A 22,647-nucleotide genomic window follows, 5' to 3' on the forward strand; every position below is an offset into this window, starting at 1 on the left:
CCATTGTCGTTTTCTGCAACGGGATTGTCGTTAACCGGATTAACTGTGACGGTAAAGGTAGTCTCTACAAATTCTCCTTGTGTATCTTGCGCTCGAATTGTGATATTGGTTTGACCATTGATATCGGGAGCAAAATCTAGGGTTAATTCACCGGTTGTACTGTTAATGGGGGTGTTGGTCAAGAGGAGGGGGTTGCTGTTGTTAGCGATCGCATAAGTTAATTCTACATCACTATCTTGTAAGTCAGCAAAGGCATCAAACAGGTTAATTATACTATTGTTGGCATCTTCGTCAACTATAATATTACCGATGCCTGTGGTAGTTGGAGGAGTATTATCAACTGTCACTACAAAGGTATCTTCTACTGTATCTCCTAGTAAATTGGTAGCGCGAACTGTGATTTGTGCAGTACCAATTTGACCTGGTAGATAATCTAGTAAAAGTGCATTGTTGCTAATCGTGGGATTAACTAAACTGGGGTTGGAATTATTAATTACTGTGAATTGAAGTTCGTCTTGTTGGGAAACTGTGATACTTTTGTAGCGGACAAAATTTTCATCCCCGGTCAGTGTTGGATTGCTCGGATTCTCGAAAATTAGGGGTATATTGGTAAATGCTCCTTGCTGGAAAACGGTGGTTCGGTTAAATGTCGGTACAGCAGCGATCGCATCTAATACGTCTAAATCACTTTGGGAAATAACTTCACCGAAGACAGTAAAACCACCATTTTGATTATCAAGGTTAAAGGGATTATTGATATCATTATTATCAGCTAGGTTAAAAAACCATTGATTTGTGGCACTATTAGGATTGTTGTTTACTTTAGCCATAGCGATCGTTCCACGGGTGTTAGAGCGATTTGCGCTAAATTCATTCTGTACTGGTGGATTGGTGGGTATTACAGCGATCGCACTCGCAGGGGTTGGTGCAGTTGCTAATCCGTTAGCAGTGAAACCACCACCTTGGATGATAAAGCCGGGAACCGAACGATGAATAATTGTATTGACATAATCACCGTCGTTGACATAGTTGAGGAAGTTAGCAACGGTTAAATCCGCACCTTGATCTGCTTGATCAAACAGTACAACATTGGTGATTCCACCGCTTAACGAAGTATCGTATAGCTCAAAACGTGCTACTAATCCAGTTGTCAATGGATCGTCAAAGTGATTAAAGAGACTTATAGTAGTATCTTCAGCATTTCCGACTACTACAACATCATCAATTAGGGTCGTGATAACAGGCAAAGTAGCCATAAATTTGCTCTCTTGCAAAAAATATAATGAGTATCGTAGTAATCTTATGATATTTTCGGCAAGTTTACTGATGAGATTTGGTCAAAAAATGAAATTTTTCTAGAGAATTTGGGATAAAAATTTCCGTGTTCTTTCTTCTTGAGGGTTGGTAAAAAAGTCTGTTGGGGTAGCTGATTCTACTGGACAACCGCTATCCATAAGAATTACCCGATCTGCGACTTCCCGCGCAAATCCAATTTCGTGGGTAACGACTACCATTGTCATCCCTTCTCTGGCCAGGTTACGCATTACATCTAATACTTCTCTCACCATTTCTGGATCTAAGGCTGAGGTGGGTTCATCAAAGAGTATAATTTTTGGTTGCATGGCTAAAGCGCGAGCGATCGCCACTCGTTGTTGCTGTCCACCAGATAACTGTCCTGGATATTTATTTGCTTGTTCTAAAATTCCGACTCTTTCTAATAATTGCATTGCTAATTCTTCGGCTTTTTCTTTCGACCAACGACGTACCCAAATCGGTGCTAAAGTGATATTTTTCAATACTGTTAAATGGGGAAATAAATTAAATTGTTGAAATACCATCCCCACTTCTCGACGAATGGCTTCAATGTTTTGTAAATCGTGACTCAAGGTAATACCATCAATGGTAATTTTACCTTTTTGATAATCTTCTAATCCGTTAAAGGTACGAATAAAGGTAGATTTTCCCGACCCGGAAGGACCCATTAAAACTACTACTTCTCCCCGATTGACTGTTAAACTCGCACCCCGGAGAGCATGAAATTTACCATACCATTTATGAACTTCTTCGGCAATAATTAACTGTGTATTTTCTGTCATCCTCTTTTACTCCTTTAATGCGATCTTTAATTCATAAAATATATAGGAATCCTACTTGAATCTTGTTTTCAACCCAAGGTTTAGTAGATTCAAATATGTCTCGAAATTCTTCTTTTAGGGCGTACATTTTTTGCCAGAATAGGTGAAACTTCTTGAACTTTATTTAATCGTTCTGGCTGCACCACCTAACATCACCATCCACAAAGTAGAAACAGCAAGCGCCCTTTAGAGAGCAAATTCAGGCTGTTCAGCAGTCATGGCTTTGAGTTTGGATGTGAATAACTCAGAGCGATCGCTCTTTTGGGGGATAAATTTATCTATGGGACGATGATTGGTAGTCTCTGGTAGTATTTTCGGTGGTGGCGCTGGAATTGGCGAATTTTCCTGAAATTTGACTTTGGCTACTGTATTCTTAATTGGCTGGTGTTTGGTAGCCTCTTTACTAAGTTCAAAAGAGGGAGATGCTAAAACCCCTGCCGTTACTGAAGAAGACCGCGATTCTTGTTTATGGATTGTATCACTGGCTCGATAATTATTACCCACGGGAGTCAGTAATGGTTGAGAATTGATGGTTTTTTCAATAGAATTATCTGTCTTGGCTGGTGGTAGCACTGGTAAAGAAGGGGTTAGGCGTTGTGGAAATTTGCTGCAAATTAAGCGTTCAAATTCCATGTTAAAATGGTAAACTGCCTTTTCCCGTCGTAACCATGAAATCAGGATATGTTGTACAGAGACGGCTTTATAGCGTCCTTGATACAAAGCTTCAATCACTGCCAAGTGTAACCAATTAATTGGGTATTCGGATTGCCAAGAGTTAATTAACTCATTGGCATTGTACCCATTGAGATCAAAACTATAGTGAGTTAATAAGTTCGCTGCCAAGGCAGCTGGGGAGTTTATGGCTGTTATTAGCATGGGTTTTTAGTTCCAAGCAACAGGTATAGATATTTTACCTATCGCATCTAGCCGAGCGTTTTTTTAGCTACATGAGCATTTTCTCACAAGTTGCCAATTTGGCTGGCAGTGTTTTCCATTCTACTTGTCAATTCCTGTTCTGCAAACAATAATAACCACATATTATTGACAATGTACCTCTACCCTCCACACCCCATACCTTAAACCCTACAGAATATCCGTGATAAAGACCTTCCCCGCAGTTCTTGTAGTGTAGTAAACCCTCCACACCCCATACCTTAAACCCTACAGAATATCCTCTTCATCAATGGGCTGAGGTATGGGGGATACAAATAAGCAATTAAGGTGATTATGACTGGAATCCCATATTAGTGTGGTGCGTCAGATAGAGAAAGTCTGTTAGATGCTCAATTATTGGGTCTGACGTGGTTGGTGAGCTTCCCGAACCACACCCTACAAGAGATAGAATTGATAATCCCTAAACAGACGTTCCTCATGTAGGGATTTTTGGACTTACAATCTTTACCGGAGATGTCTAATAGATTTTGTCAATGGGTAACTCCTATTAATGTCGATTAAATCACCTGAAAATATAGGGGGAATTAATGGATTTAGTGCGTTGGATAGCAACTAGGGCTTGATAGACCATTGCGGCTACTTCGGCTCTTGTGGCTTCTCTAGTGGGTGCAAGCAGTTGGGGATCGGGGTAATTGACAATTATTTTTTGGGCTGTGGCGGTAGCGATCGCACTTTTGGCATATTCTGGTATAGTCTGATTATCTATATATTTGAGCCGATTTGGTTGATTGGTGGCTGATAGTCCAAGTCCGTTCACCAAGGAAACAATTACGTGTAGTCTTTGGACATTTTGTTCTGGTCGAAAGGTGCGATCGCTAAATCCACCCACGAAACCCCCACTAGCTGCTATTTCGATGGCGTTGGCTGCCCAATAATCTTTGGCTACATCGGTAAATTTGATCGCGGGACGTTTAGGTTGGGGATGAAAGGCGGCTGTGACTAAGGCTGCATATTGTCCGCGAGTCATGACTTGATCTGGTTTGTAACTGCCATCAGCAAAGCCTTGAGTTAAATTCATACTCACCAACGCCCTAATAAATGGTTCTGCCCAGTGTCCTACTAAGTCGGTAAAGGAGGGCATATCAGTATCAGGTTTAACAATGTAAGGGGAGGCGATCGCTTCTTCTTCTCCTCTGGCTACTAATGCTTGATAAATAACTGCTGCTACCTCAGCCCTAGTAATATCCCGTAGTGGTTCTAGGAGTTCTGGTTGGGGATAGTTGACTACCAATAGTTTTTGAGTGGCAACGGCAACGGCATTGGTGGCATAACTGGGAATTTGAGCGCGATCGCTATACAATGTGAGAACATTGGGATTACTGCCAGTAAATTTCAATCCGTTGGCAATTGATACCAATGCTTGGACTTTAGTTAAATTTTGTCCCGGTCGAAATGTTCCATCAGGAAAGCCTTTGAGAAAGCCCATATTGGCGGCAATAGTAATAGCTGAAGCTGCCCAAAAATCTGGTTTTACATCTGTGAATTTACTATCAAAATTGGTTGCAGGTAACTGAAAAGTCTTAGCAATCAAAGCTGCATACTGAGCGCGGGTAATAGGGGTTGCAGGTTGAAAAGTCCCATCAGGAAAACCGCTAATTATCCCTTTACTGGTCAAAGCTTCGACAAAAACCGCCGCCCAATGTCCATCTAAATCAGAAAAACTGGTATTAATTCCTACTTGACTGGGTGTTTCGGCGGTAGCAGCAATAAAATCTATTAATCCGGTAACTTGACTAGGATTTAACTGATTACCAACAGAAATAATTTTTTGGGATGTGGAATTTTTTAGATCCAATCCTCCCTGGTCACGGAAAATATTGTTAGCTGGATCTTGAGGATGACCTAAATTTGGGACGGCGTTACCAGTGATTGATAACCCAGCTTGGGTGTTTTTGGTGATTAGATTACGCCGTAGTACAGGTTTAGCGTAGCGTGAAAGAGCGATCGCTGTACCATTTGCTAGTAATTTATTATTAGCGACCAAAGGAGCAGCAAAATCACTAATTGCAATCCCTAAAGAGTTATTCTCAAAAATATTCCGCAAGACCTCACCCTTGCTATTCCGTGCCATCATTAACCCACTAGCACGATTGTGAGTGAACAAATTATCTACAATGGCAGGTTTAGCATTACCAGTAATAAATATTCCCTCTCTTCCACATTTGCTCAAAGTATTATTAGCTAAGGTCGGTGATGTGGATTCAATCCAAATTCCCGTACCCTTAGATATAGAATTTGTCACCGTTACACCTAAAATACTAGCATCACCTAGCAACAGCAAAGCTATATTTTGCATACCAAAACTAGGACTTTGATATTCTCCACTGCCAGAAATCACAATGTCCTGTCCTTTATTACCTTCGTTACCTACCACCAGCATTCCTGATGGAATCACCAAGGGGAATATTTCACCACTAGCAACACTATAAGTTCCTGGTGCTAACTGAATAATTGCCCCACTGGTAACTTTGATTGCCTGAGTAATAGTTTTTAAGGGGTTTAACCGAGAACCAAGATAACGATCATTTCCGGTGATGGGGTTGACATAGAGCGTGGTGATCAGAGTTGAGTTGACCATTGATACTTGAAACTTAATGCCTTAAATGTTGATTAGCTTACAGCCATTTTGGAGCAAGTTGATCAAATTAGTCATCAGATAGACTACATTTATTCTGAGTAACCGCTCTAGACGATACCTCCGATGGGTGGGTACGCGATCGCATCTTATACTTCTCAAGATTACAATTTGAGCTTGTGCTTGAAGGTAAGTTATGGCCTTTTCAAGTATAAATAAACTTTTAGCCCTTGTGGACTAATTTTACCATCAATTCTTTCAGAGGCATTGTTAATTAGAGCGATCGCATATTTTTGGCTAATTTTTGTTTTCTTAGAAATATATTGATGTGCATTTGCTTTTATACTAAAAACGGTTGGGATATGGACTTTTACAAAATTACAAAAAACCCAGATGTGTAGGGGTTTAGCAATGCTAAACCCTTATCCAGTCTAGAAATTCATTTGTAATTAATTCTGTCCATTTACTTATACTAAAAGTGAATGTTATCTATTTAAGTTATAAGTAAACCCCTTAGAATTGCCTGTATCTATTCTTCTGAATCCTTCGCTTTTTATCTCACAAGTTTCACTATTTGCAAGTCTAAATGCTTGGCTACTTACACAAAATTTTGCACTACCCTTCCATACCAAGTTTTCTGAAGAAGCATGAACGTAGTAATAACGATATTTCAGGGTATCGGCATAAAGTTTAGCACACTTTCCTGGTGCTATGTTCCACCAGCCTTCAGCATACCATTGCTTATTTTTTGCATACCCAATTGCAGTATATGCTGATTCGTTTGTTTTATTGCAAATTGTTAATCCCTGACTGTTTGTTGTTGAGCTATTGCTAATAGCTTTATTACAGTATTTTGATTCTAGGGCATTCAAACTAGAAGTATTTAAATTTAATGATTCCTGTTGAGCCAACTGACGAACATTTTGAATTTGACTACAGTTATTTATTGCTTGCTGGTTATTTTGATATAATGATGTCCAGTTTGGTGGTGCTTCAGGCCCACAAGTAATACTTCCAAAAGCATTAACGTTACATTTACCTCCAGGCCAATCTGCACAAGCCATCCCTCCAAAAGGATTCTGAACACAGTTATAACCGCAACGCTGTTCCCCAAAGGGATTAGTGATACATTGCGCCTCTGGGATGTTTTGTGCAGTTACAATAGGTGTATTCTGAATAAATAAATATAAGTTTTGTAGAATTGCAAGACTTAATGCTCCCCAGAATAGAGTGAAGCAACGCATTATCTGTATTTTCATGATTTTTATCTACTCCATGTTTCTGTAATTTTTATTTAGTCTAAAAGTTTGTTTGATAGCTTGCGTGGCGTAGCCATAAACTTTTTCTTGTGGTATTTAATATTTCTAGATCCCCCTAAATCCCCCTTGAAAAAGGGGACTTTGATGCCCCCAGAAGGGATCTGAGATGGTTTGATACATGATGAGAGACTTTTCAAAAGGCTTCTCTAGCTTGATTAATTAGCTCAGTTATTTGCGTGGACAGAGAACAAAAGCCAAAGTAAAATATCAGATCTATCTTCGTCAATTTGTTGTCGATATGTAGCTTCATCCATACTTAAACAGGTGTTTATTAACCTAGAATGATCTTCTGAGCGACTTTCAAGTAACTTGAAACGTATATTTTTTAAATATGCGTAAGCTTCGCAAACCTTATCATTACTAGCCGATGAAAAATAATCTCCAGAAATTGGAATTTGTCTTATCATTTCATTCTTGACTTCAATAGTATTTTTGCTATTAGCCCAATTTATTAGGGTTTGTAAGTCCCTGGGAGATATGCCTCTAATAATCAAACCTGCATTAATCCAGTAAGCATAAGATTCTGCAAGTGCTGTGTGGGTTTGGGCTTGCGCTTCTTCTAGCATTGATTTAATTTTTAGAGCTAATATTCGTGTTGTATATTCAGTTCTCGTAGAAGATGTACCAAGTGAAATATTAAATCCTACTTCTGTTGAGTTATTATTTTGTGTGTTTCGAGATTGATTGTTTTTAATAGTGGTTTTGATTTTTAACTCTGATCCAGATAAATCAATTTCTGCATTTTTGTTTTTACAATTTATATTTAAATTAAGTAAAGATGCACCTACTTCACCTCCTTTTAACGTTAATTTACGAAGATGATCTTGAGAATCATCAAGTTCAAATTTAGTTAAATCTGAAAAGCCGCATGAAATTTTCATCTCTTGATTATTAAAGCTCAAATTAAAATCTGAAACTTCAGATTTATCTATAATTTTGTCCTTGTTTAAATCTTTTATTATAAAACTTCCTGATATTGGACCGGAAGAAGAAGCTCCAGAAATAGAGAAAGGTAAAGGTTCATCACTTTTTTCTCTAACTAGTTGTTTTTTTTCTCTAACTATTTGTCTGAGATCACGCGCTTGATTATAAAAATCAGATGCTTTTGCATTTTCTCCTAAATCGGAGTAGATTTGACCAATATTATTCAAGACTGTAGCTTCACCACTTTGGTTATTTTCTGCTTGATAAAGAAGGAGAGCTTGGTTATACAAAAGCAATGCTTCCTGCTCTTCTCGGAAGCCGTAGGTAATAACACCAATGTTATTTAGTGTGGTAGCTTGACCGTTTTTGTTCCCCACTGCCTCATAAATGCGTAAAGCTTGATTATAAAAGTCTAATGCCTTTCGTTTTTCTTTCAAATTTGAGTAAGCATCACCAATACGAGTTAGTGTATCTGCTTCGAGTCTTTGATCTTTAACTTCTCGTGCAATGCCCAGAACTTCCTGAAATGTTTGTATTGCTTGTTGATATTGTTGCTGTTGTACTTGTTGTTTTCCTTTATTTATCAACTGTTCTGCTTGTTGATTCTGAGAAACTTGAGATTGTCCCCAGCTTGGTTGAGCGATAAGTGGTACTGTTAGAGTAGCTACACTCAAACCTAAAAATAGAAAGTTGCCAAGAAATTTTTTCATAAACAATGCCTTTGCCAAAAAATAGGTGAACATAGAGATTTGATGTTGTATCTGTATTTGAACGTTGAAATCGCACATATCCTATTGGAAAATAACAATTCAGTCAAAATATCCAGCTTAGTAAGCAAACTAAAAAATGCATACAGACTCTGGTTTTACTGGGCAAATTTTATTCTTGATAGGATTATTTTTTATCCATATTCTAGTTAACTTAGTTAAACCAGATAGTGGTTGAATATCGCTTATTTGATTTTCCCACAACCAGAGATGACTTAAATCACTTAATCCAGATAGTGGTTTAATATCACTTATTTTATTTTCAAATAACCAGAGCGACTGTAAATTAGTTAAACCAGATAGTGGTTGAATATCGCTTATTTGATTTTCATGAAGGGTTAGTGTACCTAAGTTAGTTAATCTAGATAGTGGTTTAATATCGCTGATTTGATTTTCCCCAAGATCAAGTATCATTAACTTAGTTAATCCAGATAGTGGTTTTAAATCGCCTATTTGATTTTTGTTAAGGACTAGCGTACCTAAATTAGTTAAACCAGATAGTGGTTGAATATCGCTTATTTGATTTTCCTGTAGCCAGAGATCAAGTAGATTAGTTAAACCAGATAGTGGTTGAATATCGCTTATTTGATTTTGACGGACTCGGAGAAAAGCCAAGTTAGTCAAACTAGATAATGGTTTTAAATCGCTTATTTGATTTTTTTCAAGGGATAGCCAATTTAACTTAGTTAAACTAGATAGCGGTTTAATATCGCTTATTTGATTTTCTTCAAGCCATAGTTTATGTAATTTAGTTAAACTATATAATGGTTTTAGGTCGCTTATTTTATTTCCACCCAGGGATAGTTCATGTAACTTAGTTAAACCAAATAATGGTTTTAGGTCGCTTATTTGATTATTCCATAGAATGAGCAAATCCAAGTTAATTAGACTAGATAATGGTTTTAAATCGCTTATTTGATTTTCATAAAGGTATAGTTTATGTAACTTAGTTAAACCAGATAATGGTTTTAGGTCGCTTATTTTATTTTCACTAAGGTATAGTTCATTTAACTTAGTTAAACCAGATAATGGTTTTAGGTCGCTTATTTTATTTTGAGAGATGTCGAGCGAATCCAAGTTAGTTAAACTTTGATTAGCCCGATCGCAATCTTGAGTACCAGCTTTTTGTAACAATACTTCCACAGTATGTTTAGTCTGTTGTGGCAAAGTTGATTTTTGCTTACACCATTCTGTAAAAGTCTTGGGATTCTCTGGATTAGATGGTGCTGCAATAACTTGTGTAGTGTTCAATCCTACAGTACAAGCAAAAATAGTTCCAAGAAAGAGTTTAGTTTTCATGTAGTTTTGTATTATTAATAGTAATGAAAAATTTGGTGATTATGGAAAGCGATCGCACGTACTTTTTATCTATTTCAAAATAGCGATCGCAGGAAAAACTCAGCTTATTTCAAAATAGCGATCGCTCTGAGTTATAACGATAATTTGAGGGAGCGATCGCTGTGAGTTAGGTCTTTGATAAATTGATCAATTAGCTCAGTGAACCAAAAAGATCAGATAAATCTTTATCAATTTGTTGCCGATATGTAGGTTCATCCATATTTAAACAGGTATTTACTAGGCTAGAATGATCTTCTGTACGACCTTCAAATAGCCTGTAACGTGTATTTTTTAAATACGCATAGGCTTGGCAAGCATTATCACTACTAGCCGATGAAAACTTACTTTGAGAAGCTTGAATTAGTTTTAGCATTACATTCTTGACTTCACGAGTATTTGTGCTATTAGCCCAATTTATTAGAATTTGTGAGTCCATAGGAGATTCACCTCCAATAACCAAACCTGCATTAGCCAAGTAAGCGAATGATTCTGCCATTGCTGTGCGAGTTTGGGCTTGCGCTGGTGCAGAAGAAACGACAAAACAAGTAACTATTAAAGCCTTCACAACATTGAACTTACGCATGATCAATTCCTTAAATTCCTTAGTGTTTATAAATTGCTTTCAAAGCATCAATAAATCTGTGCTTATTTCAAAAGTGCGATCGCATAAATATCTCTACCTAAGATTAATTAATCTTTGATATTGATAGTTAAATTCCGATTACCACCTCTATCTACTTCATAAAATCCCTTAAATTTATAACTACATCGTTGATCTGCTCGTCTAACTGTGAATCTTCTTTTTAGGGTACAAAATTGTCTATCTCCGCTACTTGTCACAGTTCCGTCTTCACCTACTGAATATAAGTAATAATATTGTCCTCTTCTTGTTAATTCATGAGGATAGATTTGAGAACATTGACCTGATTCTAAATTCCACCATCCTTCTGAAGTCCAACCATTATCTCCTCCGCCATATCGTCCATCTCCTACATCTCTGTAAGCAAAAGCCACATATTGCTTCTGACCAGAGCGATTACAAACTTCAAACCAAGCATTGGCCTTTGATGGAAAACTGAAAAATGTTAGTAGCATTGGACTAACAAAGAAGAAAAACATTAATATATTAGACGAACTTATAGCTTTATAAGGCTTTGATTGTAAATTCATAGTGACTACACTCCTTGTTCGATAACTATGTTTAGTTAACCTGAATGTCCCGACAAAATAAGCGATTCGTGACTCGACCTTATACTCACAACTGTGACATCAAAAATTATAGCTGTCAATTTACAATTGATAGATGTAATATAAATACATACAAATATAAATACTGTTAACTAAAGTAAAACAACTTTAAACTGCTCATTTTGACTTGGTTTGCCGAATTATATGCTAGAAGCATTACTGAATCAGGCTTTCAACACTCGGTGCTATTTACATCGGTCTAATTACAGAGGGAGATAAGGGTGAAATTTATTAAGATAGTCACAAATGTGAATAAAACATTAAGCTGGTAACAGTAAAACATGAACCAACAACAATTCGAGGTGATATTTGAGAAACTGACAAACCGACGGAAAGAGGTATTGCAAAGGATACTGGCTGGCGAGACAGACGCAGAAATCGCAGCAGCAATGAATATTGGCGAGCCTAGTGTCAGAAAATTTATTGAAAGAATATGTCAAGAATTTGGGTTGAATAGTGAACATTCTGATAGTCGTCGCTACAAACGCTCAGAGTTAGTGACACTTGTTGCTAAATACAAACCTGACTTATTCGGTGAGCATCAACCCCATATTACCCATCAATCAACAGATGAAGAGACAGATGACACCAATATTTCCGAGTTCATTTTACAACTTCTATCAACACATCAACCCATAAATGAGGAATTTACTAAATTTCTGACACGGGTTAATTTCAACGAACAGGAGAAGAAACAAATGTCTAAAGCACTTAACAAAATTGGCTATCAACACTACTTAAATAGTGATTTTAATAAAGCACTGTCTTATCTAAAAATTGCAGTGGAATTGAAACCAGATTTTGGTTCGGCTCACTATAACTTGGGTGCAACTTATGAAAAACTAGATAACTGGAATCAGGCTTGTGGACATTATAAAATTGCGATGCAATATCAAAATCGGGCTAGTGATGCGGCGATTAATAATCTAGCTCGGTTAGAAATTTTGCAAGGACGTAACGCTGAAGCGATAGAATTGATTGAGCCAATTTTATCAAGAGTGAAAGATAACACAGTCAAAGCCGCATTACATAAAAATCTTGGCTGGGCATATTTTCAACAAAATTTATATGCACAAGCAAAGCAACATTTAAGTATCTCTCTGGAATTAGAAATAGATTATGCTCCTGCTTATGGTTTATTAGCCCAAGTCCAAGAAGCGCAAGGAGATAAGCAAGGAGCTATATTGTCATGGCAACACTATCTGGAATTTTACTCTCATGATCAACAATTAAATAGAGTGCGGTGGAAGTTACCAGAATTAGAAGTTTGGAAATTGAATGCTATGAGAAATGTCAATAAGCAAAATTTAAAAAATTGTGAGATTCCCAACTTATAAAAAAGTCGAGAATCTGATATAGCCACAAATTTATCTGTGTTTATCTGCGTCCATCTGCGTTTAATTCATATCCTGCTGTCAATTAGGTGGAACAGTTGGATCGTCATCCTCATCTTCATCTTCATTGGGATCAGATTCAATAATTAATAAAACAGATATCATAGCTCGTTTCTCCAGTTAAATTAATTTGCAGCTTAATCAAGAAGAAGCGAGGAAAATTTCTCCGCCTTGGAAATTTCTTGTCTTTTTGTTATTATGTCGGGAATTTTCTAAAATCCAAACACGAAAAAGTAGGGAATTTTTGAGGTGAATATAAATTTTTTCAGTCTAAAACACGAAAAAGTAGGGAAAAGTAAGGGGGGGAAATTTTCTTAAAGTCCTCCTTAAAAAGGGGGATTTAGGGGGATCAGATCACTTGTTTGTACACCGTAGCCCCTCTTGAGGGGGTTAGGGGGTGGGGTAAAAAGGCTGTGGGACAATGATTAGAGCCTAAATTGAGCAACTGAGAACCTCAATTTTTTAAGGAATTGGGAGTGTACTATTTCAAATTATGGTAAAATCGTACATACTTGTTTTGTTAAATTACCTATGAAATCCGATGAGAAAATTGCTTGGGAGGAGATTAAAGAATTTGTTGATGCAATTGTTTTTCAATCTACTAAAAAGTACCTGACAGATTTAGAAGTTAAGGTACTAAAAGGTAGTTGGGAGGGAAAAAAGTATGAAGATATTGCAACAGAACTAAATTTAGCTAGTACATACATTCAAAATGATATTGGTGCTAAATTATGGAAAAAGCTGACAGAGATTATCGGTGAACCTGTCAGTAAAAGTAATTTTCGTCAAGCCCTAAATCGGGTAAAAAAACAGCACAAATTACCAGAAGGATTACCTCCTACCAACAAGCTAGAATTGCCATATAATCCAGTACCGCTAGATTCTCCTCTTTATATAGAGCGTTACTCCGCGGCATCTCTGCGTTATACTATAGAATCCTTGTGTTATGATGCGATCGCCCAACCAGCCGCGCTCATCCGCATTAAAGCACCAAGGCAAATGGGCAAAACTTCCCTACTCGACAGAATCCTTGCCCAGTCTCGTAACTATGACTATAAAACAGTACGTTTGAATCTCCAGGATGTGGATGAAGTAAACTTTGGTAACTTAGATAACTTTTTGCGCTGGTTTTGTGCTTACATCAGCCTAGAACTAAATGTGAGCGATCGCATCCATGAATTTTGGAAACAGCCTATCGGTAGTATAATTAGCTGTAAAACCTACTTGCAAGACTATATATTTCCGCAAATATACACCCCTTTAGTCTTGGCTTGTGATGAAGTAGACCGAGTTTTCAACTACCCACAAGTAGCTCAAGGCTTTTTTGGACTACTACGAACTTGTCACGAAGAAGCCAACAATCGAGATATCTGGAAACAACTGCGACTGGTAATAGTACACTGTACCGAAGATTATGGACCATTAGACATTAATCATTCGCCATTTAATGTCGGGGAATCCATAGAATTAACAGAATTTACCCCCTCCCAAGTCCAAGATTTAGCACAGCGACATCAACTTGATTGGAACAATGATTTAGTACAGCAACTTATGGCTATGCTAGGAGGACATCCATATCTAGTACGGTTAGCACTTTATCACCTAGCTCAACCAATCCCAGGACAATGGGTAAACTTACAACAATTATTACAAGATGCTACCAGCGATAACGGAATTTATAGCCAACATTTACGCCGACACTTAGGAATCCTCCGAGAAAATGAAAAATTAGCCGCAGCTTTCAGACAAGTTATTAGCACAACAGAAGCAGTGCTACTAGACTCAATATTAGGGTATCAGTTACATAGCATGGGATTAATCAAGTGGCAGAGTAATCAAGTCATATCACGCTGCGAGTTGTACCGAAAGTATTTTCAAGAACGTCTGAGCGATTAAACTATTCAAAATTATTTAAATCTTAATTTATGAAACATGATATATTATTTAAATTACCTTTTAATTATTACAAAGTTGGCGGTAGTTTAGCCTCAGATCATCCTAGTTATGTAAAACGACAAGCAGATAAAGAACTATATGAAAGTTTAAAAAACGGAGATTTTTGTTGTGTCTTTAATTCCCGACAAATGGGAAAATCTAGTTTACGAGTCCAAACAAGAAAAAGATTGGAAGAAGAAGGTATAAGATGCACATCTATTGACATGACAACCATCGGTAGTTCTGACTCTTCTGCCGAAAGCTTTTATGCAGGAATTATTTTTGAACTGTGGTCTGGATTTTTAAATGATGTATCTACTTTCTATCCTTGGTGGGAACAACATAAATTTTTATCCCCATTACAAAAATTGAGTCAGTTTATTGAAAAGTTCCTCCTAATAAAAACATCTGATAATTTTGTGATTTTTATAGATGAAATTGATAATTTAATCAACAGAGAAACCAAAGACGAATTTTTAGAATTTATCCGTGCTTGCTATAATAAGCAGGCAGAAAAAATAGAATATAAACGAATTACATTTTGTCTGCTGGGCGTAGTAACACCATCAGATTTGAAAGATAAAAATAAAATACCTTTTAATATTGGTAAAACCATTGAATTATCTGGATTTACCTTGGCAGAAGCTCAACAATCCTTAACTAAAGGATTAATCCAGAAAGTAGATGCTCCCGAAATAGTTTTACAAGAGATATTAGATTGGACTGGGGGACAACCATTTCTCACCCAGAAATTATGCAAGCTAATTGTTGAGAAAGTAGAAACCCGAAAACCAAATATCCATATATTAATTCACAATCACATCATTCAAAATTGGGAATTTTATGATGATCCAGAACACCTAAGAACAATTAAAAATCGCTTACTTGTAGATAATACACTAGCCTATAAACGTCTGAAGCTTTATCATCAAATTTTACAAAATGGGTATATTGATGCTAATGATGATCCCGAACAAATGGCATTACGCTTATCAGGTTTAGTAGTTAAGCAGCAAGGTAGAATAAAAGTTTATAATAAAATCTATGAGAATGTATTTAACCAAGATTGGATTAAAAAAAACTTAGCTTCTTTAACACCTGTATTAAATGACGATTCTGAACTAAAAACTCCCAAAATTTTAACCTATACTAGGTTAGTTCCCTTAGCAATTCTCCTGGGTGTCATCAGTTTAATATCGCTAGGTTTTTCATACATAGTTGTTGAAAGTAAACCTTGGAATCAAGCATATAATAGTAATAGTATCGGAGCTATACTTGAATGTATTCGCATTTGTTTTTTATTAATATTAGAAGTGTATGTGATTGGTTTTGAATTTAGTGAAGAAGCTATTGAGTTTATTCAAGAGAAAAAATTCTTTTTGAGACGCAGAGTAACTTATGTTTTTACATTTGTAATTTCCCTCATGTTGCTGTTTCATCATTTATGGTACGGTCCACAACAACTGTTAGCAAATAATCAAGTAACTGCTAATGAGTATTTTCGGCAATATCTACTACCCTATCTTTGGTATTTCCCTTATGCTTTTATAAACTTTATTATTGTTGGTATTCCTTTATCAGGATTAAGCATACACGTAGTTATAGAAGATTGCAACAAACTCAGTAAAAAAAATCGACGATATAATAACTATCTTACTGAAATAAAAAATAAAATAACCTTGGCTGATAAAGATCAAATTATCCAACAATTAAAACAAATTTATTGGGACTTTGCTGAAAAAATCAAACGTCCTATTAATTTATTTTTAGGAATTTTAATCCTAATTTATTTTAATGGAACTTTGAGTAGAAGTACATTGTCCAATAGTGGATATCTTTGGACGCAATTATTTTGTCTATTCGGTTTTCTAACCCCAGCTATTTCGCTAATCTTATGGGGATTATTGGCATATCAAAGAAAATTAGCAGAGACGATGGGAATATTATTTGATCTCAACGTTAATTTAAATGAAATTGAGAATAAATATAGTGTTTTTAGTTTATTGAAGAGAATTTTAATATCAAATATTTTTTTCCAGATAATATGTATAATATGTTTTGGTCAAATAGTCTACCTAAGGTTTAAATTTTAAGTATGTTCAGAATATCTAACAGAAAAATCACGAAATCTGAAGCAGAGTTAGTTGTTAGAAAGATAAAATTAACACCTAATATTATGGGTTATTCATTAATAGAATGGATAAGGGCAGATCATATCATCGTAGCTGAAGACGAAAATGGCAATATTGCTGGAGTATGTTTAAATTATGACTTTCATCAGGACTGGAATAAAATAGCAGCGTTATTTGTATTTGAAGAGTTTAGAGGTATGGGATTAGGAAAATTATTATTTTATAAATCATGTGAAGATGCTTTAAAAAGAGGGAAAAATGTATATACAATCAGTGCCAATGAAATTGTAATAAACATGATGAAGGATCTGGATTTTTCTATTTCTGATAGTCTAACCAATTTACCGAAAGTAACAAATATAAAATATAAATTAGCGTTTTATTCCCATCATATTGTATGGATAATGAATTTTTATAGGCTGCAAGAAATAATTAGAAAAATTATAGTTTACAAATATCAAAAAAAATTTATTTATGGGATAAAACTTTTTAATTCATGAGATTAAATTTAATCAATTTAGGTGCGTTATGCTTCCCTAAGACACTCTACTGTCTGAATCAGGATGTCCAGGATTTAAGGATGTTCAGGATGAAGAGAAAAACACTAATCCTCAAAATCCAAAACATTTCCAGATAAACATGATAAAAAATCCTGTAAATCCTCTAATCTTGGTTATCCTGATTCAGACAATTAAGAAGTTTTAGGATGAAGAGAAAAACACTAATCATCACAGCATTAAGTAGAATATCGGAAAATGTGTCAATATACACATCAAACAGTAGCATGAATTTAGGGCGATCGCACAACGCACAAATTGATCCTGAGTTAGGCCAAGATAATTACCAACCCCACTGCTATACTACTACTAATTCCCCTAGCAATTAATAGTGTGCTGCCTTATCAGATAATTCAGATGCGGCAAGCTCTCCATGATCGGTATAGTAGAACTATTATAGTCTCGTCCCGGCGTGGCTACTCCCTCAATTTAAAAATTAAGAGAATAGTTGAAAAATTGCGGTGGGATGTGAGATAATAGTTATTTGTGTTAAATCTCTCCAGGCTTTATTGTTTGTAAGATTATGGCTAAGAGTAAAGGTGCCCGTATAATAGTGACACTAGAATGCACCGAGTGTCGAACAAACTCAGACAAGCGATCCTCTGGCGTTTCTCGCTACACAAGCACTAAGAACCGTCGGAACACCACCAACCGTCTAGAACTGAAAAAGTTCTGTACCCACTGTAATAAACACACTGTTCACAAGGAAATTAAGTAAAAATGAGCTATTACCGTCGTCGCCTGTCGCCAATTAAGCCAGGAGAACCAATTGATTATAAAGATGTTGATTTATTGCGGAAATTTGTCACAGAACGTGGTAAGATCCTACCCCGGCGGATTACTGGCTTAACTTGTCAGCAACAAAGGGAATTAACATTAGCAATTAAACGCTCCCGGATTGTGGCTTTGTTACCCTTCATTAATGCAGAAGGCTAAAAAGAGTTGGGAGTATAGGGGTAGGGGTTTAGCAATGCTAAACCCGTGCAGGAGTTAAGAGTAAGTGATCATGAAAATATCTTTTGCTCTCACCTGTATCTCTCACTTTTAAATCAAAAGTATTTAATTAAACAGTTCATTATTATTTATAGCGAGAGTTGTGGAGAAGGGGACGCTAGTTGAATTTAGGGTTCAAGGCGATCGCCGTCTGGGGGTAGTAGACCGTCCAGATGGAAAGACCCGTTGGTTTGTGGTGGATGAACGTAGTCAGTCCCACAGCCTCGCGCCTCGACAAATTACTTATACAGTTAACGGACAGATTTACAAATTTTCAGATATACCCAAATTTTTAGAACAAGTTAAACCTTACCTAGATCCATCTAGTTTGGAGGTGGCTTGGGAAATACTGGTGGAAGATGGGGAAGCAGTAACGCCAAAGGAAATGGCCAATCTACTGTTTTCGGAATCAGAACCACCCCAGTGTTACGCTGCCCATTGTTTGTTATCAGATGATAAACTTTACTTCAAACAAAAAGGGGATGGCTATGAACCCCGTACCATTGCCCAGGTAGGAGAACGGAAACACCAACTGGAAGTAGAAACACAAAAAGCTAAGGGACATCAGGAATTTTTAGCCCGTGTAGAACAGTCTCTCCAGGGTGAACCGGTAGAATGGCAGCGACAAGACCGCCAAAGGTTAGAAGCAATAGAAAAATATGCAGTGCTGTTGGCAGATATTGTGAGGGTAGGATTAAATTACGATTCTTTGGCTCGTTCCTATCCACCAAGCGCCTCAGTGTTAGAAACTATGAATATGCTGGGACGGCCTGCTACCCCCCAGGCAGCTTTTCAACTGTTGATCGACTTGGGTTGGTGGAGTCCCCATGAAAACCTGTTCCTGCGTCGTTCTGCAATTCCGGTTCAGTTCCCCAACAAGGTGTTAGAAGTGGCGCAACAAAGTTTGGATTTTCCCCCAACCGATTTAGATCCCAATCGTCTAGATTTATCTCATCTCAAGGTTTACACCGTTGACGATGAAAGTACGACCGAAATAGATGATGGTGTAAGTTGGGAATTAATGCCAGATGGAAGGGAAAGACTATGGGTACATATTGCTGACCCGACACGGTGGTTAATTCCAGAAGATGAATTAGACTTAGAAGCCAGAAAGCGGGGTAGTACAGTTTATTTACCGACGGGAATGATTCCCATGTTTCCAGAGGTATTGGCGACAGGTCCGATGAGTTTGGTACAGGGTAAAATTTGTTGCGCTTTGAGTTTTGGGGTAATTTTAGATGATACAGGGGCGGTGGAAGATTATTGTATTCATCCCAGTTTAATTAAGCCTACCTATCGCCTCACCTATGAAGATGTAGATGAGATGTTGGAATTGGGGGTAGAGGCTGAACCAGAAATTGCAGCGATCGCTCTTTGGGCAAAAAAACGCAAAACTTGGCGTTATACTCAAGGAGCAATCAGTATCAATATGCCAGAGGCAATGATTAAAGTCAAAAATGATGAAATCAGTATTGATATTTTAGATGACTCTTCCTCTCGCCAGTTGGTAGCAGAAATGATGATTCTCGCTGGTGAAGTGGCGGCGCGTTACGGTCAAACCCATAATATTCCCCTACCATTTCGCGGTCAACCCCAACCAGAATTACCGACGGATGAAGAGTTGCTGTTATTACCAGCCGGTTTTGTCCGTTCTTGTGCTATGCGTCGTTGTATGCCGAAAAGTGAAATGAGTATTACTCCGGTACGTCATGCTGGGTTGGGTTTAAATACTTATACTCAAGCGACTTCACCTATTCGTCGTTACAGTGATTTACTCACCCATTTTCAACTTAAAGCCCACTTGCGGGGCGAAGGGTTGCCATTTTCTGCTGAACAACTCAAAGAAGTAATGATGACTGTTAGTTCTACTACCCAGGAGTTAACAATGGTGGAACGACAAACTAATAGATATTATGCTTTAGAATATTTGCGTCGTCATCCCCATCAAGTTTGGAATATCACTGTTTTAATGTGGTTGCGGGAAGATAGTAATTTAGCTTTGATTTTGTTGGAGGATTTAGGTTTACAGTTACCGATGTCTTTCCGTCGTTCTGTGAGTTTGGGTGAACAATTATCTGTTAAGGTTGGTCTTGCTGATCCTCAAAAGGATGTAATCCAATTTCAGGAAATTATTTACCAAGAAGCACAATCGTCGGCTAATTAGGACTTGCGGAAAAAGTCTTTTGGTTAGGGCTAGAAGTCAGGAGTCAGGAGTCAGGAGTCAGGAGTCAGGAGAAATAATTAGAAGAAGAGAAGAATAATCTTAAATATGGTCAAGTGATGGGTTTTTGGTAGTTTCAACGCTTATTCCTTGCACTTGATTCACCTTTTTAATCAACCGCGAAGACGCAAAGAAAGAAGTATGAAGCTTACAGCCAGGGGAGATATTAGTAAATATTTGAAACGTACTATTTTAGAGAATAATTTACTGTTTCCTGGGGTATTGACCGCACTGTTTTCGATGGGATTATGGCAAGTAGGGGCTTGGTATTCTCTGGAGTTGTTAGGATTTAATTTATTGTTTAATGTCGGCAATTCTCTATCTCATTCTAGTTGGGATTCCCGGATAGCCGTGATTGCGATTGATGATGCTACATTAAAACAGTATGGTCAGTTTCCATTATCGCGCGATCGCTATACTCAATTATTAACAACTTTAGAACCTTCTCCCCCCGCAGTCATTGGATTTGATATCCTATTTATTGAGCCTACCATTCATGACCCAGCACTGGCTGAAGCTATGGCAATTAATGGAAATATTGTATTAGCGATCGCCCCTGGTTGGCAAAATCAAACCTTACGTCCCGTCCCAATTTTAGATCGTGTCACAACTACAGGCCACATAGTTAAAAACGCCGATCTTGATGGAGTTACCCGTCAATTTTCTCTCTATATCAATCAAGTCCCCTCCCTCAGTATTCAATTATTGACAGCATACAACAATAGTCAACAACAAACTTTTACCGCAGATACCACCAATTCCAGTAAATCTCTAATTTCTCTGCCACCTCCTAAATCGGGAATAACAACACAATCAGTCTGGATTAACTGGATTAACTCAACTCAGGGAAATCAGGGAATCCCCACCTATTCCTTTGTCGATGTTGTACAAAAAAAAGTAGATATCACCAAACTTAAAAACAAAATTGTCCTCGTCGGTTTAACAGCCACCGGCACACATGATCCTTTAAAAACTCCATTTGAACAAACACCACCAACATCTGGTGTATATCTCCATGCAGCTATCATTGATAATCTCCTCAATCAACGACTCCTGCAACGTTTACCAAAACAATTTGAATTGATACTATTATTTTGTATCGGCATCAGTTCCAGTCTAATGTTAGTTCCCTGGCGATTTCATACCCGAATATTTCTATTAGGTTTACAGCCGATTATTTGGTTTAGTTTATCAGTTTTAGCCTTAACTAACTTTAATTTTTGGTTGCCTATTGCTTCCCCTATCGGTACTATTTTCTTAGCTGGATTGACTCTACAGTGGCAGGAAGAAAAAGAAAAACAACAATTAATGAATTTGTTTGCCCGTCACGTTTCCCAAGAAACAGCAGTATTAATTTGGCAACATCGGCAAGAGATTTTTCAGAACGGTCAATTAGATGCCAAAGAAATGGTAGCAACCGTTTTATTTGCTGATATTCGTAGCTTTACCGCCATTTCTGAAGAAATGAAACCAAGAGAATTACTCAACTGGTTAAACGCTTACCTGGGGGCAATGGCTGAATGTATTCAAAGCCATCATGGAGTAATTGATAAATATATTGGGGATGCAATTATGGCAGTTTTTGGCATTCCTTTTCCCCACACCCGTCCAGAACAAATTCAGCAAGATGCCATTGATGCTGTCTCTGCGGCTATTGCTATGCAAGAGAAATTAATCCTTTTAAATCAGGAATTAAAACAGTTAGGTCAACCCACCATTAGAATTGGTATTGGCATTCATACGGGTTTAGTAGTTGCTGGCAGTATTGGCGGATCTGAACGGTTAAATTATTCGGTATTGGGAGATGCTGTAAATATTGCGGCTCGTTTAGAACAACTCAACAAGAATACCAAAAATCATAACCCTCATAACATCTTAATTAGTGAAACTACATTTCATCTAATCAAGCACCATTTTCATACCGAAAAAGTAAAGCAGTTACAGCTACGTGGAAAGCAAGAAATGACTATGATTTATTCGATTTTAAAAAAAAGGGAAAACGTCTGATAGCGCAGCGTGGCGTAGCCATATTAGGATGTCCAGGATTAAAGGATTTGCAGGATTAAAACACAATATAGTTCAGTTAAAAATTCATTCTTCTATTTTCTCTGTGTTCTCTGTGCCTCTGTGGTATGCCTACGGCACGCTACGCGAA

18 protein-coding genes and 2 pseudogenes are annotated in these 22,647 nt (G+C 37.2%); 10 read left to right on the forward strand and 10 right to left on the reverse strand.

Translation table 11 applies throughout. The annotated features are described in order from the left end of the window. From VB711_RS09330 to VB711_RS09375, 10 genes and pseudogenes are all read right to left on the reverse strand, one after another. The coding region (locus VB711_RS09330) for a peptidylprolyl isomerase (protein WP_323285629.1) at window positions 1-1,256 on the reverse strand (1,256 nt) is incomplete at its 3' end. 99 nt (window positions 1,257-1,355) lie between these two features. Continuing rightward, on the reverse strand, window positions 1,356-2,096 hold the full coding sequence (locus VB711_RS09335) for an amino acid ABC transporter ATP-binding protein (RefSeq protein ID WP_323285630.1): 741 nt from the start codon (window positions 2,094-2,096) through the stop codon (window positions 1,356-1,358). A gap of 52 nt (window positions 2,097-2,148) precedes the next feature. Beyond that, a pseudogene (locus VB711_RS09340) lies at window positions 2,149-2,275 on the reverse strand (ISL3 family transposase); the annotation flags it as partial. A gap of 46 nt (window positions 2,276-2,321) precedes the next feature. Next, window positions 2,322-2,978: a hypothetical protein gene (locus VB711_RS09345; protein ID WP_323285631.1), complete on the reverse strand. Its 657-nt coding sequence runs from the start codon at window positions 2,976-2,978 to the stop codon at window positions 2,322-2,324. A 613-nt stretch (window positions 2,979-3,591) separates the two neighbouring features. Next, window positions 3,592-5,667, reverse strand: coding sequence for an S-layer homology domain-containing protein (locus VB711_RS09350; RefSeq protein WP_323285632.1), 2,076 nt, complete (start codon window positions 5,665-5,667; stop codon window positions 3,592-3,594). 482 nt (window positions 5,668-6,149) lie between these two features. Beyond that, entirely contained in the window at window positions 6,150-6,923 is a 774-nt protein-coding gene (locus VB711_RS09355) for a DUF1036 domain-containing protein (protein WP_323285633.1), read from the reverse strand. Between the two features lie 224 nt (window positions 6,924-7,147). After that, on the reverse strand, window positions 7,148-8,617 hold the full coding sequence (locus tag VB711_RS09360) for a tetratricopeptide repeat protein (RefSeq protein ID WP_323285635.1): 1,470 nt from the start codon (window positions 8,615-8,617) through the stop codon (window positions 7,148-7,150). Between the two features lie 129 nt (window positions 8,618-8,746). Beyond that, window positions 8,747-9,973: a leucine-rich repeat domain-containing protein gene (locus VB711_RS09365; RefSeq protein WP_323285637.1), complete on the reverse strand. Its 1,227-nt coding sequence runs from the start codon at window positions 9,971-9,973 to the stop codon at window positions 8,747-8,749. Between the two features lie 190 nt (window positions 9,974-10,163). After that, complete coding sequence (locus VB711_RS09370) at window positions 10,164-10,595, reverse strand: hypothetical protein (RefSeq protein ID WP_323285639.1); 432 nt, start codon at window positions 10,593-10,595, stop codon at window positions 10,164-10,166. Window positions 10,596-10,702: 107 nt separating this feature from the next. Continuing rightward, window positions 10,703-11,182: a DUF1036 domain-containing protein gene (locus tag VB711_RS09375; RefSeq protein WP_323285640.1), complete on the reverse strand. Its 480-nt coding sequence runs from the start codon at window positions 11,180-11,182 to the stop codon at window positions 10,703-10,705. 359 nt (window positions 11,183-11,541) lie between these two features. On the opposite strand from VB711_RS09375, the gene VB711_RS09380 reads away from it, so the two are divergent. The 10 genes and pseudogenes from VB711_RS09380 (at window position 11,542) to VB711_RS09420 (ending at window position 22,499) form a co-directional block, all read left to right on the forward strand. Continuing rightward, on the forward strand, window positions 11,542-12,597 hold the full coding sequence (locus tag VB711_RS09380) for a tetratricopeptide repeat protein (RefSeq protein WP_323285641.1): 1,056 nt from the start codon (window positions 11,542-11,544) through the stop codon (window positions 12,595-12,597). 588 nt (window positions 12,598-13,185) lie between these two features. After that, entirely contained in the window at window positions 13,186-14,550 is a 1,365-nt protein-coding gene (locus VB711_RS09385) for an AAA-like domain-containing protein (RefSeq protein WP_323285642.1), read from the forward strand. Window positions 14,551-14,579: 29 nt separating this feature from the next. Beyond that, window positions 14,580-16,682 (forward strand): AAA-like domain-containing protein, encoded by a 2,103-nt coding sequence (locus VB711_RS09390; protein WP_323285643.1) that lies wholly within the window; start codon window positions 14,580-14,582, stop codon window positions 16,680-16,682. A gap of 2 nt (window positions 16,683-16,684) precedes the next feature. After that, complete coding sequence (locus VB711_RS09395) at window positions 16,685-17,221, forward strand: GNAT family N-acetyltransferase (protein ID WP_323285644.1); 537 nt, start codon at window positions 16,685-16,687, stop codon at window positions 17,219-17,221. Window positions 17,222-17,427: 206 nt separating this feature from the next. After that, window positions 17,428-17,607 (forward strand): hypothetical protein, encoded by a 180-nt coding sequence (locus VB711_RS09400; protein WP_323285645.1) that lies wholly within the window; start codon window positions 17,428-17,430, stop codon window positions 17,605-17,607. Continuing rightward, window positions 17,552-17,755 (forward strand): annotated as a pseudogene (locus VB711_RS26445) (hypothetical protein); the annotation flags it as partial. The gene VB711_RS09400 and the pseudogene VB711_RS26445, both read left to right, overlap by 56 nt. Window positions 17,756-17,801: 46 nt before the next feature. Beyond that, complete coding sequence (gene rpmG / locus VB711_RS09405; protein ID WP_323285646.1) at window positions 17,802-17,996, forward strand: 50S ribosomal protein L33; 195 nt, start codon at window positions 17,802-17,804, stop codon at window positions 17,994-17,996. A 2-nt stretch (window positions 17,997-17,998) separates the two neighbouring features. Then, on the forward strand, window positions 17,999-18,214 hold the full coding sequence (gene rpsR, locus VB711_RS09410; protein WP_323285647.1) for a 30S ribosomal protein S18: 216 nt from the start codon (window positions 17,999-18,001) through the stop codon (window positions 18,212-18,214). Window positions 18,215-18,374: 160 nt separating this feature from the next. Next, window positions 18,375-20,435 carry a ribonuclease R family protein gene (locus VB711_RS09415; protein WP_323285649.1) on the forward strand — a complete coding sequence of 687 codons (2,061 nt, stop codon included), beginning with the start codon at window positions 18,375-18,377 and terminating at the stop codon, window positions 20,433-20,435. A 198-nt stretch (window positions 20,436-20,633) separates the two neighbouring features. Next, complete coding sequence (locus VB711_RS09420; protein WP_323285650.1) at window positions 20,634-22,499, forward strand: adenylate/guanylate cyclase domain-containing protein; 1,866 nt, start codon at window positions 20,634-20,636, stop codon at window positions 22,497-22,499. The last annotated feature ends 148 nt before the right edge of the window (window positions 22,500-22,647 follow it).

This window comes from Cronbergia sp. UHCC 0137, assembly GCF_034932285.1.
Taxonomy (GTDB): Bacteria; Cyanobacteriota; Cyanobacteriia; order Cyanobacteriales; family Nostocaceae; genus Cronbergia.

Excerpts from the sequence above, each read along its gene's own strand:
- VB711_RS09335 (WP_323285630.1), bottom strand. The coding sequence starts at position 2,096 with ATGACAGAAAATACACAGTTAATTATTGCCGAAGAAGTTCATAAATGG.
- VB711_RS09350 (WP_323285632.1), bottom strand. The coding sequence starts at position 5,667 with ATGGTCAACTCAACTCTGATCACCACGCTCTATGTCAACCCCATCACC.
- VB711_RS09355 (WP_323285633.1), bottom strand. The coding sequence starts at position 6,923 with ATGAAAATACAGATAATGCGTTGCTTCACTCTATTCTGGGGAGCATTA.
- VB711_RS09360 (WP_323285635.1), bottom strand. The coding sequence starts at position 8,617 with ATGAAAAAATTTCTTGGCAACTTTCTATTTTTAGGTTTGAGTGTAGCT.
- VB711_RS09365 (WP_323285637.1), bottom strand. The coding sequence starts at position 9,973 with ATGAAAACTAAACTCTTTCTTGGAACTATTTTTGCTTGTACTGTAGGA.
- VB711_RS09370 (WP_323285639.1), bottom strand. The coding sequence starts at position 10,595 with ATGCGTAAGTTCAATGTTGTGAAGGCTTTAATAGTTACTTGTTTTGTC.
- VB711_RS09375 (WP_323285640.1), bottom strand. The coding sequence starts at position 11,182 with ATGAATTTACAATCAAAGCCTTATAAAGCTATAAGTTCGTCTAATATA.
- VB711_RS09380 (WP_323285641.1), top strand. The coding sequence starts at position 11,542 with ATGAACCAACAACAATTCGAGGTGATATTTGAGAAACTGACAAACCGA.
- VB711_RS09385 (WP_323285642.1), top strand. The coding sequence starts at position 13,186 with ATGAAATCCGATGAGAAAATTGCTTGGGAGGAGATTAAAGAATTTGTT.
- VB711_RS09390 (WP_323285643.1), top strand. The coding sequence starts at position 14,580 with ATGAAACATGATATATTATTTAAATTACCTTTTAATTATTACAAAGTT.
- VB711_RS09395 (WP_323285644.1), top strand. The coding sequence starts at position 16,685 with ATGTTCAGAATATCTAACAGAAAAATCACGAAATCTGAAGCAGAGTTA.
- VB711_RS09400 (WP_323285645.1), top strand. The coding sequence starts at position 17,428 with ATGAAGAGAAAAACACTAATCATCACAGCATTAAGTAGAATATCGGAA.
- rpmG (WP_323285646.1), top strand. The coding sequence starts at position 17,802 with ATGGCTAAGAGTAAAGGTGCCCGTATAATAGTGACACTAGAATGCACC.
- rpsR (WP_323285647.1), top strand. The coding sequence starts at position 17,999 with ATGAGCTATTACCGTCGTCGCCTGTCGCCAATTAAGCCAGGAGAACCA.
- VB711_RS09420 (WP_323285650.1), top strand. The coding sequence starts at position 20,634 with ATGAAGCTTACAGCCAGGGGAGATATTAGTAAATATTTGAAACGTACT.